The sequence below is a fragment of the Erwinia sp. TECH1 genome, assembly GCF_054057575.1.
On sequence record NZ_JBSRZK010000001.1, the window covers coordinates 2,106,765 to 2,119,952 of the forward strand.

At 56.9% G+C, this 13,188-nt stretch carries 15 protein-coding genes; 5 read left to right on the forward strand and 10 right to left on the reverse strand.

All coding sequences use genetic code 11. The features are described from left to right. Positions 1-76: 76 nt before the first annotated feature. The gene (gene punR / locus ACVWZ0_RS09930) at positions 77-985 is read left to right on the forward strand and encodes a DNA-binding transcriptional activator PunR (RefSeq protein ID WP_253454441.1); all 909 of its coding nucleotides are present in this window, start codon (positions 77-79) and stop codon (positions 983-985) included. Between the two features lie 30 nt (positions 986-1,015). On the opposite strand, the gene purR is transcribed toward punR, so the two are convergent. Then, complete coding sequence (purR, locus tag ACVWZ0_RS09935; RefSeq protein WP_253454440.1) at positions 1,016-2,041, reverse strand: HTH-type transcriptional repressor PurR; 1,026 nt, start codon at positions 2,039-2,041, stop codon at positions 1,016-1,018. A gap of 319 nt (positions 2,042-2,360) precedes the next feature. Then, complete coding sequence (locus ACVWZ0_RS09940) at positions 2,361-3,143, reverse strand: C40 family peptidase (protein WP_301253223.1); 783 nt, start codon at positions 3,141-3,143, stop codon at positions 2,361-2,363. Between the two features lie 360 nt (positions 3,144-3,503). Between ACVWZ0_RS09940 and ACVWZ0_RS09945 the strand changes: the two genes are divergently transcribed. Beyond that, positions 3,504-3,842 (forward strand): Grx4 family monothiol glutaredoxin, encoded by a 339-nt coding sequence (locus ACVWZ0_RS09945; protein ID WP_253454438.1) that lies wholly within the window; start codon positions 3,504-3,506, stop codon positions 3,840-3,842. A gap of 61 nt (positions 3,843-3,903) precedes the next feature. Here ACVWZ0_RS09945 and rnt read toward each other — a convergent pair whose 3' ends face one another. From rnt to eptA, 4 genes are all read right to left on the reverse strand, one after another. Further along, the gene (gene rnt / locus ACVWZ0_RS09950) at positions 3,904-4,554 is read right to left on the reverse strand and encodes a ribonuclease T (protein ID WP_253454437.1); all 651 of its coding nucleotides are present in this window, start codon (positions 4,552-4,554) and stop codon (positions 3,904-3,906) included. A gap of 103 nt (positions 4,555-4,657) precedes the next feature. Beyond that, the gene (gene gloA / locus ACVWZ0_RS09955; RefSeq protein ID WP_253454436.1) at positions 4,658-5,065 is read right to left on the reverse strand and encodes a lactoylglutathione lyase; all 408 of its coding nucleotides are present in this window, start codon (positions 5,063-5,065) and stop codon (positions 4,658-4,660) included. A 210-nt stretch (positions 5,066-5,275) separates the two neighbouring features. Continuing rightward, the gene (gene nemA / locus ACVWZ0_RS09960; RefSeq protein WP_253454435.1) at positions 5,276-6,373 is read right to left on the reverse strand and encodes an alkene reductase; all 1,098 of its coding nucleotides are present in this window, start codon (positions 6,371-6,373) and stop codon (positions 5,276-5,278) included. 60 nt (positions 6,374-6,433) lie between these two features. Beyond that, a complete protein-coding gene (eptA, locus tag ACVWZ0_RS09965) occupies positions 6,434-8,101 on the reverse strand; it encodes a phosphoethanolamine transferase EptA (protein ID WP_253454434.1) in 1,668 nt (555 codons plus the stop codon). Positions 8,102-8,232: 131 nt separating this feature from the next. On the opposite strand from eptA, the gene ACVWZ0_RS09970 reads away from it, so the two are divergent. Further along, a complete protein-coding gene (locus ACVWZ0_RS09970; protein ID WP_253454433.1) occupies positions 8,233-8,472 on the forward strand; it encodes a DUF1289 domain-containing protein in 240 nt (79 codons plus the stop codon). A 74-nt stretch (positions 8,473-8,546) separates the two neighbouring features. After that, the gene (sodC, locus tag ACVWZ0_RS09975; RefSeq protein WP_253454432.1) at positions 8,547-9,065 is read left to right on the forward strand and encodes a superoxide dismutase [Cu-Zn] SodC; all 519 of its coding nucleotides are present in this window, start codon (positions 8,547-8,549) and stop codon (positions 9,063-9,065) included. 39 nt (positions 9,066-9,104) lie between these two features. Here sodC and ACVWZ0_RS09980 read toward each other — a convergent pair whose 3' ends face one another. Genes ACVWZ0_RS09980 through ACVWZ0_RS09995 form a run of 4 tightly spaced genes read right to left on the reverse strand, consistent with a single transcriptional unit; the run spans position 9,105 to position 12,587 of the window. Further along, positions 9,105-9,434: a NirD/YgiW/YdeI family stress tolerance protein gene (locus ACVWZ0_RS09980; RefSeq protein ID WP_253454431.1), complete on the reverse strand. Its 330-nt coding sequence runs from the start codon at positions 9,432-9,434 to the stop codon at positions 9,105-9,107. 59 nt (positions 9,435-9,493) lie between these two features. Beyond that, a complete protein-coding gene (locus ACVWZ0_RS09985; RefSeq protein ID WP_253454430.1) occupies positions 9,494-11,497 on the reverse strand; it encodes an FUSC family protein in 2,004 nt (667 codons plus the stop codon). After that, positions 11,494-12,351, reverse strand: a complete 858-nt coding sequence (locus ACVWZ0_RS09990) for an efflux RND transporter periplasmic adaptor subunit (protein ID WP_253454429.1) — start codon at positions 12,349-12,351, stop codon at positions 11,494-11,496. The genes ACVWZ0_RS09985 and ACVWZ0_RS09990 overlap by 4 nt, the downstream gene beginning before the upstream one ends. Further along, a complete protein-coding gene (locus ACVWZ0_RS09995; protein ID WP_253454428.1) occupies positions 12,348-12,587 on the reverse strand; it encodes a DUF1656 domain-containing protein in 240 nt (79 codons plus the stop codon). Before ACVWZ0_RS09995 ends, ACVWZ0_RS09990 begins: the two co-directional genes overlap by 4 nt. A gap of 149 nt (positions 12,588-12,736) precedes the next feature. Here ACVWZ0_RS09995 and slyA point away from each other — a divergent pair, with 149 nt between their 5' ends. Then, positions 12,737-13,171 (forward strand): transcriptional regulator SlyA, encoded by a 435-nt coding sequence (gene slyA, locus ACVWZ0_RS10000; protein ID WP_253454427.1) that lies wholly within the window; start codon positions 12,737-12,739, stop codon positions 13,169-13,171. Positions 13,172-13,188: the final 17 nt, after the last annotated feature.

Here is a 13,188-nt window from a genome sequence, read left to right on the forward strand (position 1 = left end):
CAGTGTAAAAGAGTGCGATAGCGGTTGTGAAACGGTAATATTTGCGTCTTGCGTTCAAAAATTTTGCAGGAAGAATATGTGGTCAGAACACTCGCTTGAGGTGATTGATGCGGTCGCCCGAACCGGCAGCTTTACCGCCGCAGCGGCGGAGCTGCATCGCGTTCCGTCCGCCATCAGCTATACCGTGCGCCAGCTGGAAGAGTGGCTGGCGGTGCCGCTGTTCGAGCGGCGTCACCGGGACGTGGTCTTAACGGCGGCGGGCGAGGTCTTTATTCAGGAAGGGCGGAGTGTTATCAAAAAAATGCTTGCCACGCGACGCCAGTGTCAGCAGGTCGCCAACGGCTGGCGCGGCCAGCTGAATATTGCCGTCGATCGCATTGTTAAAACCGCGCGTACGCGCCAGCTGGTGGTGGATTTTTACCGACATTTTCCCGATATGGAACTGCATCTTTCACCGGAGGTATTCAACGGCGTATGGGATGCGCTGGCCGACGGCCGGGTTGACGTGGCGATAGGCGCGACGCAGGCCATTCCGGTCGGCGGACGCTTCGCCTTTCGCAATATGGGAATGCTCAACTGGCGCTGCGTGGTGAAGGCGGATCATCCGCTTGCGCAACACCGGGAGAAGGTTAGCGAGGAGGCGATCCGGGAGTGGCCTTCGCTGGTGCTGGAAGATACCTCGCGCGCGCTGCCGAAAAGAACCACCTGGACGCTGGATAATCAGCGACGGCTGGTCGCGCCGGACTGGGAGAGCGCGTTTGATTGCCTGCTGGCCGGGCTGTGTGTCGGCATGGTGCCGGGGCATCTTGCGCAACCGCTGCTGCAAAACGGCTCGCTGTGCGAACTGAGGCTGGATCCGCCTTTTCCGGATAGCCCCTGCTGCGTCAGCTGGTCGGAACAGCAGGCGTCGCCAGCGCTGCGCTGGCTGCTGGATTATTTAGGCGAAACGGAAACGCTGAACAGCGAATGGCTGCGGGAGGCGTAAAAGACGGGCAGCGGATGGCCGCCCGTGCGCTTAGCGACGGTAGTCGAGGAAAGGGCCGTCCGCTACGGAGCGACGTTCAATCAGCGTCGGATGCACTTCAATCGTCTGCGGCTCTTCGCGTTTGCTGGTAATACGATCGAGCAGCATATTGAAGGCCGTTGCGCCCAGACGCTCTTTCGGCTGGTGGACGGTGGTCAGCGCGGGGGTAAAGTAGCGCGAGTTGCGCACGTTATCATACCCGATCACCGAAATATCCTGCGGTACGCGCAGGCCCATCTCGTCTGCGGCGCAAATCGCGCCCATCGCCATCACGTCGCCGCCGCAGAATACCGCGGTAGGACGCTGTTTTTGCGCCAGCAGCTGCTGCATGGCGCGATAGCCCGATTCCGGCTCAAAATCGCCCTGAACCAGCCACTCTTCGCGCAGCGTAATCCCCGCTTCGTTCAGCGCCTTGAGGAAGCCGGCATGACGACCGCCGCCGGTATTGCGCTCCATATGGCCCGGGATCACGCCGATATCGCGGTGGCCGCGATCGATCAGATAGCGGCCTGCCAGATAACCGCCTTCAAAAGCGTTATCGAGAATAGTGTCGGTAAAATCGCCGCGCGACTCGCCCCAGTCCATGACGACCATCGGGATGTTGCGGTGATCTTCCAGCATCTTAATCAGCTCATCCGGGTACTCGGCGCACATGACCAGCAGGCCATCGACGCGTTTTTGCGCCATCATCGACAGATAGGCCTGCTGCTTTTCCAGTTCGTTATGCGCGTTGCCCAAAATCAGCGTATAGCCTTTGGCAAAACAGCTGTGTTCAACCGCCTCAATAATTTCGGCGAAATAGGGCGCCTCGCTGGAGGTCGCCAGCAGGCCAATGGTTTTGGTGTTATTGACCTTCAGGCTGCGGGCCACGGCGCTGGGCGAATAGTGCAGCGCTTTGATCGCTGCCCAGACGGCTTCCCGCGTGTCTTCAGCGACAAAGCGGGTTTTATTAATGACGTGGGACACCGTGGTGGTTGAGACACCGGCGCGTTTGGCCACATCTTTTATGGTTGCCATGGAAAAAGACTCCTGCGCTGTTCAGTAAGTCACTGAAAAGCGGTTTGTTAAACGATTGCCTGGAATGATGATAATCCTGATATAAGTTGCGCATAATTTGTTGCGGAATGGTTATAACAGGAGGGAGTTCAGGGTGGCGAAACAGACTTGAGCAGAACATCATGTCGGCTAAATGCCTGTTGCGCAACAAACCGTGGATTCTAACAAGAGCAGGCGCAGAACACGAGGGTTTTAGGGCAACAGGCGAAAATTTTGCGCAAATAAGAGTAAACCGGCCCGGATCGTTTGCGCGATCCGGGCCTCCAGCCTGCTGAGTGGGCTAGCGGATAGTTTTCGGCGTCATGACGCGGCGAGCGCCGACGTAGTGCTGCTCCCAGTAATCTTCGCTGAGCATACTCACCTGGATATCCTTGCCGGTACGCGGCGACTGGATAAACTTGCCGTTGCCCAGGTAAACGCCAACGTGATCCGCCGAGGCGCGGCCGTTGATGCTGAAAAATACCAGATCGCCTTTTTCCAGCTCGTTGCGCTTGATCGAAGCCGCATCCCGCAGATGGTACATTTCGTTAGCGGTGCGAGGGATCTTAAACTTCACCAGATCTTTATAGGCATACCAGACCAGACCGCTACAGTCGAAACCGGTCTTGGGCGAGGTGCCGCCCCAGAGATAGGGCTTGCCCAGCTGGTTCATCAGCTTGCTCATCGCCGTTTCGCGGGCTTTCTGATAGCGGGCGCGATGCGCTTTGCTGAGCTTAAGCGGGGCCGAGGCCGAGCCGCTGGTTAAGGCTTCCGTCTCTTCGTTGCGCAAGCGATGACGACCATAGCGTTTCTTGGGCGGCAGCGCAGCGGCGACGGTCTGCGTTTTTTTGCGCAGCTTAAACTTTTTAGCAAGGGGCGAACGGCTTTTGGTTGGGCTGGCTTCTTTTACTTTACGTGTAGAGGTTTTCACCGGGCGGCGCTTGCGGCGATCGTCTTCACGAGCAGGCGTGGCGCTGTCTGCTTTGTGGTGGTCCGCTTTAACGGCAGCGTGTGGCGATGCGTGCGCCACAGACATAAACAGCTGGGCAAAGGCCAGCATCAGCAACGTGATGAGTAAACGCATCTTTACCATTAACAGTTTGTGCTCCCGCCAGTGGCAAGAGCATGGCTAAATAAGGAGATCTGCGCCTGGGCAGTCAGTCAGGACGATTCTAATCGAACTCTTTACTAAAAAGTAAGGCCTTTTTTGTTTCAATCGTCGCAAAGCGGTAAAAGCTGTAAAATTTAGCCTGTTCAAACATTTATCTGCGCAAATTTGCCGCTGATATTTACAGTTAACGCAGCACCGCCGGACCGAAAATGGTATTTTAACATTTTGTTTTCCGACCGTAGCGTCAGCGGGCGACTGAAAATGACATTTTCATCACGCTCGCAGACTCGCTACACTATACAGACACGAAGTAGCCGATTGAGGAAGGCATTTATGAGCACCATTGAGAAGATTGAGCGCCAGATCGCAGAAAACCCGATTCTGCTGTATATGAAAGGTTCCCCAAAACTGCCAAGCTGCGGCTTTTCCGCGCAGGCCGTACAGGCGCTGTCCGCCTGCGGCGAGCGTTTCGCCTATGTCGATATCCTGCAGAATCCGGAAATTCGTGCTGAGCTGCCTAAATACGCCAACTGGCCGACTTTTCCACAGCTGTGGGTAGACGGCGAGCTGGTCGGCGGCTGTGACATCATTATTCAGATGTTTCAGGCGGGCGAACTGCAGCAGCTGATCAAAGAGACGGCGCAGAAATATCCTTCCGACGCAACAGAATAAAACGTTGCGCTAAGCGAAGAGACTATCGGACAGGCCTGACAATGCGTCAGGCCTGTTTTTTTTAGTCGAGGTTCGCCGTTTCCGCCAGCGGCCAGCCGCCCAGACGTTTCCAGCGATTAACCAGCTCACAGAACAGATCGGCCGTCTGCACGGTATCATACAGCGCGGAATGCGCCTGCGAACTGTCGAAAGGCATTCCGGCGGCCGTACAGGCTTTCGCCAGCACCGTTTGCCCCAGCACCAGACCGCTCAGCGCGGCGGTATCAAAGGTGACAAACGGGTGGAAAGGATTACGCTTCAGCCCGGCTCTTTCCGCCGCGGCATTCATAAAATTCAGATCGAAAGTGGCGTTATGAGCCACCATGACGGCACGATTGCAGCCCTGATCTTTGATACCTTTGCGCACGGCTTTAAAGATGGCGTGCAGCGCTTCGTACTCGCTGACCGCGCCGCGCAGCGGATTGGCAGGATCGATGCCGTTAAAGGCCAGCGCTTCGGGTTGCAGAACAGACCCTTCGAACGGCTCAACGTGAAAATGGAGCGTTTCGTCTTTCTCCAGCCAGCCATCGTCGTTCATTTTCAGCGTGACGGCGGCCACTTCCAGTAAGGCGTTGGTTTTGGCGTCGAAACCGGCGGTTTCAACATCGATCACTACCGGATAAAAACCGCGAAAACGGCTGCTGAGGGCGTTAAGTTCGTTCGATTCGGACATCAGGATCTCACAGGCGAAAATTGAGCGCGTATTATGGCAAATTTCGGCATGGGTTGCAGCAGGGGAAGGGGAAAGAAGGGTGCCGGGAAGGCACCCCGACGCGTTACGCGCCCAGGCCGTGGCCCGCGTGTTTGTTTTCGATCAGTTCGATTTTATAGCCGTCCGGATCTTCCACAAAGGCGATAATGGTGGTGCCGCCTTTAACCGGGCCGGCTTCACGAGTTACGTTGCCGCCTTCGTTGCGGATACGGTCGCAGGTAGCCGCCACGTCGTCCACGCCCAGCGCGATATGGCCGTAGGCATCGCCCAGGTCATATTTATCCACGCCCCAGTTATAGGTCAGCTCAATCACCGCGCCTTCGCTCTCTTCGGTATAGCCTACGAAAGCCAGCGTGTATTTATATTCGGTGTTTTCACTGGTGCGCAGCAGGCGCATGCCCAGAACTTTAGTATAGAAATCAACGGAGCGTTGCAGATCGCCAACGCGCAGCATGGTGTGAAGTAAGCGCATAACATCCTCTTTGAACAAACGTTATCATCCGATAACAAGCATAGCCTGAATTCCTGCCGTTACGGGAACCAGCAGGCATTCCCGGCGGTAAAACGTCCTTCAGGCCGTTTTACCCGCGTGAGAGAATAGCAGCTATAGCCTGGCGGAAACCAGGAAATGCGTGCTTTCTCGCGCCGTCAGACGTCGGACGGCGATAAAACCCGCAGGCGCTTACAGGAACGGATAGTCCGTGTAGCCTTCTGCGCCGCCGCCGTAAAAGAGTTCCGGGCGTTGCTCGTTCAGCGGCGCGTTCTGCCGCAGGCGCTCGACCAGATCCGGATTGGCGATGTAGTCGCGGCCAAAGGCTACGGCGTCGATCAGGCCTTGTTCAATCAGCGCTTCCGCTTTCTCAGCGCTGTAGCCGCCTGCGCCCACAATCACGCCGGGATAAGCGGCGCGGATCGCCTCGCGGAAGGCATCGCTGTAAGGCTTGCCGCCCGCCCAGTCCGGTTCTGAAATATGCAGATAGGCCAGATTGCGCTTCGCCAGCTCGCCGATGTAGTAAAGCGCGGCGGCTTCCTGATCTTCGCCGTTATCCAGACCGTTAAACGGCCCGAGCGGCGAAATACGAATGCCGATCCGGTCGGCGCGCCAGCCGTCAATGGCCGCATCCACCACTTCCAGCGCAAAGCGCGTGCGATTTTCCACGCTGCCGCCGTAGGCATCCGTGCGCTGGTTAGACGCGGGCGAAATAAACTGATGCATCAGGTAACCATGCGCGGAATGCAGCTCCACCAGGTCAAAATCCGCTTCGCGCGCGTTGATCGTGGCCTGACGGAAATCGTTGATCACGTCGTCGATCTCATCCAGACGCAGCTCGCGCGGCGTGGAGGTCGCTTCACGGATTGTCCGGCCCTGGTCATCGCGCAGAGAGGTGCGGGTTTCGGCATTGATGGCGGAAGCCGAAACGGGCGCTTTACCTTCCGGTTGCAGGCTGCTGTGGGAAATACGTCCGGTATGCCACAGCTGCACCGAACTGTGGCCACCTTCCTGATGGATGCCGGCGTTAATCGCTTTCCACGCGGCGATCTGCTCGGCGGTATGCAGGCCGGGCGCGCCGGCGTAGCCTTTTGCCTGGAAGGAAATCTGCGTGGCTTCGGTGATCACCAGCCCGGCGCTGGCGCGCTGGCGGTAATATTCACCCATCAGCGGCGTAGGAATATCGCCCGGTTCGATGCTGCGCAGGCGCGTCAGCGGCGCCATAAAGATGCGGTTAGGCACCACAATCGCGCCAAGTTTTAAAGGGGTAAAAAGTTTTTTCAGCTGCATTTATCGCTCCTGGGAAACCGGCTGCCAACCGCCGATACGGCGGTGGCAAAGCCAAAATTTTCAGTGACTATTGAGCGTAGTAGAGAAATTGCCGCTACCTGCAACGGTACGGCACGAACGGATCATATCCAGCGCGGGCTGGTACTCTTTGGTTTCAATATTCATCATTCCCAGCAGCGTATGGAAAACGTTGTCCTGCGACACCGCCGCGCCGGAAGCCTGCCGCAGGCAGGTACTATTGATGCCAAAGGCGCTGGCGTAGCCGTCAGAAAGCCACAGCAGAAAGGGAATATGCGTCTGCTGAGTGGGCGCAATCAGATAAGGCGCGCCGTGCAGATACATCCCACGCTCGCCCAGCGATTCACCGTGGTCGGAAAGATAAATCAGCGCGACGTTGTAGCGGCTGCTGTAGGTCTTCAGCAGGCCAATGGTGTCATCCAGCATCGAATCGGTATAGACGAGCGTATTGTCATAGGTATTGACCAGCGCCTGGCTGTCACAGTCCTGGATCTGGTTACTGTCGCAGGTCGGAGTAAAGGGCCGCTTGTCTGCCGGATAGCGCCGGTAGTAAGCCGGGCCGTGGCTGCCCATCTGATGCAGCACAACTACCGTGTCGTTTTTCATGCTGTCCAGATAGCGATCCAGCCGCCACAGCAGCACGTCGTCAAGGCAGTAATCGTCACGGCAAAAGTTCTTCAGCTGCCAGCGCGTCATGTCGGTATGCGGCACGCGGTCACAGGCGCCCTTACAGCCGCCGTCGTTTTCCCGCCACAGCACGCTGACGCCCGCATGGGCCATTACGTCCAGCAGCCCTTCCTGATGGCGCGCCAGGCTGGCATCGTAATGCTCGCGCGGCATATTGGAAAACATACAGGGTACGGAAATGGCCGTTTCCGTCCCGCACGAAGTGGCGTTGGGATAATAGATGACGTTATCTTTTGCCAGCTTCGGATTAGTGTTGCGCACATAGCCGCCGAGTGAAAAATTTTCCGCCCGCGCCGTTTCGCCCAGCACAAACACCACCAGCGTTTTTTTCTGCTGCGCTAAAATCTGCGGGCCTTTACGTGCATCCTGGCCGATTTTAATCAGCGTGCGATCGCCGTCAAACCAGCGATTATCAATATAGTGGCCAATGCCGCTGACGATATTGACCGGCGTAATCATCTTCACCAGGCCTTTATTGTTACGGATAAGCGAGGCGTAATCTTTATAAAACAGCGCGGCGACCAGCAGGATCGCCAGCAGCGCAGCCAGGGCCGTTCCGGTGCGAAAAGCGATATTCATCCACCATGGACGCCGCGTTACAATCCTGACCCGCCAGATAAGCAGCGCGGGTAGCAGGCCCAGCAGAAGCAGCCAGAGGATATAGCGCAGGCTGAACAGGGCGGTCGCTTCCTGCAGATCCGTTTCAAACACGTTCTGGATCATATTGGTGTCGATAACGGTGCCAAAGCTGTAAATAAAATAGTTGGCCGCCGCGCTGACGATAGCCAGAAAAATTAACAGGGGTTTTCTGATCCACGGCAGGGCGGCCACGCTAAAAATAAACAGAAATCCGCAGAACAGCACCAGCGGCATGGTGGCAGCGAAAAAATAATCCTTCAGCTCGCTGTAAGGGATACGCTCCCAGGCGTGAAAAAAGAACAGCGCATTCGGGATAAGCGTAAAAAACAAGGCAGCATAAAAGTTAAAACTGATTTCATTGCAGCGTAAAGCAGTCAGCTTCATAAAGGTTCATCAGCAGTAAGCGGTGAATGAGCATAGCTTTGTTAGCACAATTAAACATTAACTGAGGCTAAACGATGTTAAAAGACTAACATTAATATTACATTTAAATTTTCCCTGCATAAGGAGCGACGTTGGCCGAACAACTGGAGTTTTTCCCCGTTCCCAGCCCGTGCCGGGGGATCTGTCAGAGCGACGATCGCGGCTACTGCCGTGGCTGCCTGCGTAGCCGCGAGGAGCGCTTTAACTGGATGAAGTTCAGCGATGCGCAAAAACGCGAGGTGCTGCGGCTTTGTCGTCTGCGCTGGCAACGACTGTATCGTGTCGGCAAACCGGCCGAGCCGGACGAACCGGAACAGCCTTCTTTGTTTTAGTAGACAGATTCTTATGCAGTTCTGCAAATAGCGGCCAGGCTTATAGCTTCCACAGCAAAATGTGAGGAAGTGTAATGAGACGTATAAACCTGCTTATGGTATCGCTGGCCTTTTGCGGCCTGGCCCAGGCCGCCAGCGAAAAAGTCGATATCAGGCTTGCCACCCCTGAAGGCGCGGGCGACAGTATTGGCCAGGTAACGATAGCAGAAACGGCCTATGGCCTGAGCTTTACGCCGCAGCTGAAAGATTTACCTGCGGGTATTCACGGCTTTCACGTACACGCCAACGGCAGCTGCGATCCAAAAACCACCGACGGGAAAGCGGTTGCCGCAGGCGCGGCGGGCGGCCATCTCGATCCGCAAAAAACCGGCAAGCATCTGGGACCGTGGCAGGATGGTCATCTGGGCGATTTACCGGCCCTTTATGTGAGCGCCGACGGCACGGCGACCTATCCGGTGCTGGCGCCGCGCATTAAAAAACTGTCGGATATTAAAGGCAAAGCGCTGATGGTGCATGCCGGCGGCGATAACCATGCCGATCATCCTGCGCCGTTGGGCGGCGGAGGCGGCCGTTTCGCCTGCGGGGTGATCTAACCAAACCGCCGCCGCTCGTCGCGGCGGCAGGTTTATTGCTTAACGCACCACGCTAATATGATCGACTTCGATTTCGGTATGCCCGCCATTTTTATCCACGTCGCCGACCACGCGCACGGTTTTGCCAATCGCTACGTGATTGTCTTCCCACTCGTCATCATCAATGTCGATGCGGATTTTCCCGGTGCTGTCCTGCAGCCAGTAAAGATCGTCGTCGCCTGCATGTCCGGTGATTTTGCCTGTCAGCACCACGCGAGTATCATCGCGCAGCGTTTTCGCCTCTTTAACCGTGACGGTTTTTGCCGCGTGAGCATAAGCCAGCAGAGAACAGGCGAGCAGAAGAACGGTAGCCAGAATTTTTTTCATCATGATCCCTCATTCGTTAAACTCCATGTAAGCGTGGCCCAGTATAAATGAAAAATTCGGTGTTATGTCAATGTCGAAGCCTGCTGCAGCTGTGAGAGCGAGCAGTAAAGCCGCCAGGCAATACCCGCCAGTTCCGTTTCGCTTTTTGTTTTGCCCGCCGCCAGCAGATCCAGATTTTCCTGCAGTTCCTTTAACGTCTCTTCCAGCGCGTGCTGCTGTACGCCTTTACCGCTGATAATACGATGCAGATTGCTCAGCATGGCGTCCCGCACCGCCAGCAGTGCGGGCGAATCACACTGCCAGTCGCGCAGCTGCCAGACAATGTGCGAACAGTTCAGCAACACCACGCCCCAGCGCAGCAGCCACAGCCTGGCCGGCTCGTCACGGCTGGCGTTCAGCTGGTTGACCCGATAGTAAATCAGCGACTCAAAGCGGCTCTGGCTAAGGTGCGGCCTGCGGCTGAGCTGATCGAGAAACTCGCGGCGCAGCGCCCGGATATGGCGGCGGCTGCGCCGCTTGTCGGAACTGGGCCGCAAAATAAGAAAAGCCAGCCACGCAAGCAGCACGCCGCACACCTTGGCGATATTATTGTTAATAAAGCTTTGATAGTCATAGGTGGGCGGATTGGTAACGGCAAGAAACGAGCCGCCAAACACAATCAGCTGGCCCCACAGCGCGGCGCGCTTTTTCTGCTGCACCTTGAAAAGCTGTAGCGTGACCAGCAGCGGAAACAGCAGCAGCAAAAACTGCCACAGCACGCTGATTTGCACCATCAGGCCGAACTTGATGATAAAGCTGAACACGGAAAGCAGCAGCAGCGTTTTCAGCAGCAGCGACACGCTGCTGACGGGCGAAGGCACGGAGGAGTAGAGCACGCAGCTGATGGCGGCCAGCGTTAACGCTGCCGAGCCCGCATCCCACTGGGTGGCGATGGTAAAAGCGCAGCCCAGCACGATCACGCTAAAGGTGCGCAGGGCGCTCCAGCTGGCTTCCGCGCTGTCGCTGTGCCTGGCGAGCGCCGGGGCGGCGGGCGGTGCGAGGCGGGTATCGTCGTCGGCCTGTTCAAACAGCCGCAGCCAGCGGCGGATATTCAGCCACAGCCAGCAGAAATAGCGCAGACGATGCCAGAAAGCCTGATAGCGATAGTCGCTTTGATCCTGCGGCGCGGCGCTGGCGAGCAGTCGCGCCAGACGATATTTATCGCAGTCGGCGCTCGCCAGCTCATCCAGCAGCTGCTGTACAACGGTATAGAGGCCTTCCGGCGCGTCGGGCCAGTTCAGCAGCATTCGGCGCAGGCTGGAGATCACGCTGGTGAGGCGCAGCTGCTGATGCAGGATATAGTTCAGCACGTTGTTTTGCCGACGAAAGCGATAATGGCTCCAGAACGCCTGAATACGCAGCAGATTAAGCGTGAGGATCTGCCCAATAACGTTTTCATGCGCGCTACGCACATTATCGGTGCTTTCGCGTTGCAGCAGCAGTCGTCCATGATCCAGCAGGCGAAGATGCATCTCTTTCAGCGAGTTAATCAACGTCTCGCCGTCCGAGGTGCTGGGCAGGATCATCATCATCAGGCCGCCGCACAGGATGCCGGTAATCACTTCGCAAACGCGCGCCTGGGTAATCTCCCACAGATCGCCGATTTCCGTAATATTAACCGTGGTAAACACAATAATGGCGGCGGTGTAGCCCGCCAGGGAAAACGCATAGGCAACGTTATTTTGATAATGGTTCTGGATCCAGGTGCAGAGCGCCAGCCAGCCCGCGATAGCCAGCGCAAACAGCCAGGGTTCGTTCAGCGTATAGCCCGCGATCAGCAGCGCCGCGCCCGCGCCCAGCAGGCTGCCCGCAATCCTGCCCAAACTTTTGCTGATTACGCCGCCGACGGTCGGAAAACTCACCACAGCGGCGGAAGTCATCGCCCAGTAAGGCTCGTCCAGCGCCAGCGCATAGGCGATGCTCAGCGCCAGACACATCGCGAGGGCATTGCGCAACGCGTAGCGCCACTGGCCTCGGGTCGCTTTGATCCACGGCAGGTTTTGCCACTCCAGCCACTGCCAGTTCATGGCGCAACGGTGATGGTGCAGGTGGTGCCCGCTACCAGCGGCAAATCTTTTGGCCACGCGGCCAGGCGAATACGCACCGGCACGCGCTGCGCAAGGCGCACCCAGGGCACGTTCGGTTTGATATCGGGAATGAGTGAGCTGTCGCTTTCCACGCTTTGATCGTAAATAGCGCGGCCAATGCTTTCGACCTCGCCGTGCAGCACGCGGTTATCGCTGTAAAGCCGCACGGTCGCGCGATAGCCGGGACGAATATGGCGCAGCTTGGTCTCTTCAAAATAGCCCATCACATAAAAAGAGTGGCTGTCGACCAGCGCGAAGACCGGCGTTCCGCTGGTGGCATAGTTACCGGGCCGCACCACCAGATTGCTGATCCAGCCGTCGGTTGGCGCGGCGATTTGCGTCTGGGTCAGGTTCCAGCGCGCCTGTTCCAGCTGCGCCTGAGCGGCCTTTGCCGCCGCCGCCAGCGACTTCGCGTTCAGCTCGGCCGCATCCAAATCTTCTGCGGAAATCACGTTGCGTGGCAGGCTCTGACGCCGCCGCGACTCATGCTGAGCCTTCAGCAGATCGGCCTGTGCCTTCGTCAGCTGCGCCTCGGCGTTCAGCACCGCGATGCGATAAGGCTCGGCGTCCAGCGTCAGCAGCGGCGTGCCTTTGGTCACGAACTGGTTATCTTTTACCAGCAGCGTTTCAATGCGCCCGGAAACCTGCGGCGTGATATTAACCAGCTCGGCGCGCACCTTACCGTCCCGCGTCCACGGTGACTGCATATAAAAATTCCATAGCCACCAGCCTGCGCAAAGCGCGGCGGCGAAGAAGATCAGCGTTGAAAAATATTTTAGCGAGTTGAATTTCATACGAATGCCATCAGTAGCCACAGCGAAGCGCTGACGCAGAGAATAAACAGGGAAAGGTCGAGCAGGGTGGGATGCCAAATCTCGCCGGAATAGATCCAGCTGCGCAACACGGGGTGGATCAGCAGCCAGAGGAAAAACCCGGCCAGCACGGCTTTAAACAGCGGCGGAAAATAGAGCGACGCGCCGAAAACCAGGTCGGTTAGCGGCGAAACAGCCGCCGTAAAAGCATTGTTCACTTAAAGCACTCCTTGTTACCCAGGTCACAGCATAGCTGTAGATTGGCATTACGCTTAATGTGAATGATATTTGTATTCTGTCCTGTAAACTCGCAGAATAGCCTGGAATGAGGCTTGATAGCTAGCAAGCTAATTATAAGGAGAGGAAATTGGATACCCCATTAGGAACGGATCTCGCAAGACTGGTGCGCATCTGGCGATCGCTAATCGACCAGCGCCTGAAACCCCTGGAGCTGACGCAGACGCACTGGGTCACGCTGCACAATATTCATCAGCTGCCGCCGGAGCAGTCGCAGATCCAGCTGGCCAAAGCCATCGGCATTGAACAGCCTTCGCTGGTACGCACGCTGGATCAGCTGGAAGAAAAAGGGCTGATTACCCGCACCACCTGCGCCAGCGATCGTCGCGCCAAGCGCATCAAGCTGACCGAGGAAGCGGCGCCGATCATTAGCGAAGTCGAGCATGTTATCGACGCCACGCGGGATGATATTTTGGCTGGTATCTCCCAGCAGGAGATCGACCAGCTGGTGACGCTAATCGCCAGGCTGGAAAAGAATATTCTGGATCTGCAAAACCGCGAATAAAAGAACCGGCGATTGCC

Coding starts and splice junctions, on each gene's coding strand:
- ACVWZ0_RS09980 (WP_253454431.1), bottom strand. CDS start 9,434: ATGATGAAAAAAATTCTGGCTACCGTTCTTCTGCTCGCCTGTTCTCTG.
- ACVWZ0_RS09940 (WP_301253223.1), bottom strand. CDS start 3,143: ATGCGTTTACTCATCACGTTGCTGATGCTGGCCTTTGCCCAGCTGTTT.
- nemA (WP_253454435.1), bottom strand. CDS start 6,373: ATGCAGCTGAAAAAACTTTTTACCCCTTTAAAACTTGGCGCGATTGTG.
- purR (WP_253454440.1), bottom strand. CDS start 2,041: ATGGCAACCATAAAAGATGTGGCCAAACGCGCCGGTGTCTCAACCACC.
- ACVWZ0_RS09985 (WP_253454430.1), bottom strand. CDS start 11,497: ATGAACTGGCAGTGGCTGGAGTGGCAAAACCTGCCGTGGATCAAAGCG.
- ACVWZ0_RS09990 (WP_253454429.1), bottom strand. CDS start 12,351: ATGAAATTCAACTCGCTAAAATATTTTTCAACGCTGATCTTCTTCGCC.
- rnt (WP_253454437.1), bottom strand. CDS start 4,554: ATGTCCGAATCGAACGAACTTAACGCCCTCAGCAGCCGTTTTCGCGGT.
- eptA (WP_253454434.1), bottom strand. CDS start 8,101: ATGAAGCTGACTGCTTTACGCTGCAATGAAATCAGTTTTAACTTTTAT.
- gloA (WP_253454436.1), bottom strand. CDS start 5,065: ATGCGCTTACTTCACACCATGCTGCGCGTTGGCGATCTGCAACGCTCC.
- sodC (WP_253454432.1), top strand. CDS start 8,547: ATGAGACGTATAAACCTGCTTATGGTATCGCTGGCCTTTTGCGGCCTG.
- ACVWZ0_RS09945 (WP_253454438.1), top strand. CDS start 3,504: ATGAGCACCATTGAGAAGATTGAGCGCCAGATCGCAGAAAACCCGATT.
- punR (WP_253454441.1), top strand. CDS start 77: ATGTGGTCAGAACACTCGCTTGAGGTGATTGATGCGGTCGCCCGAACC.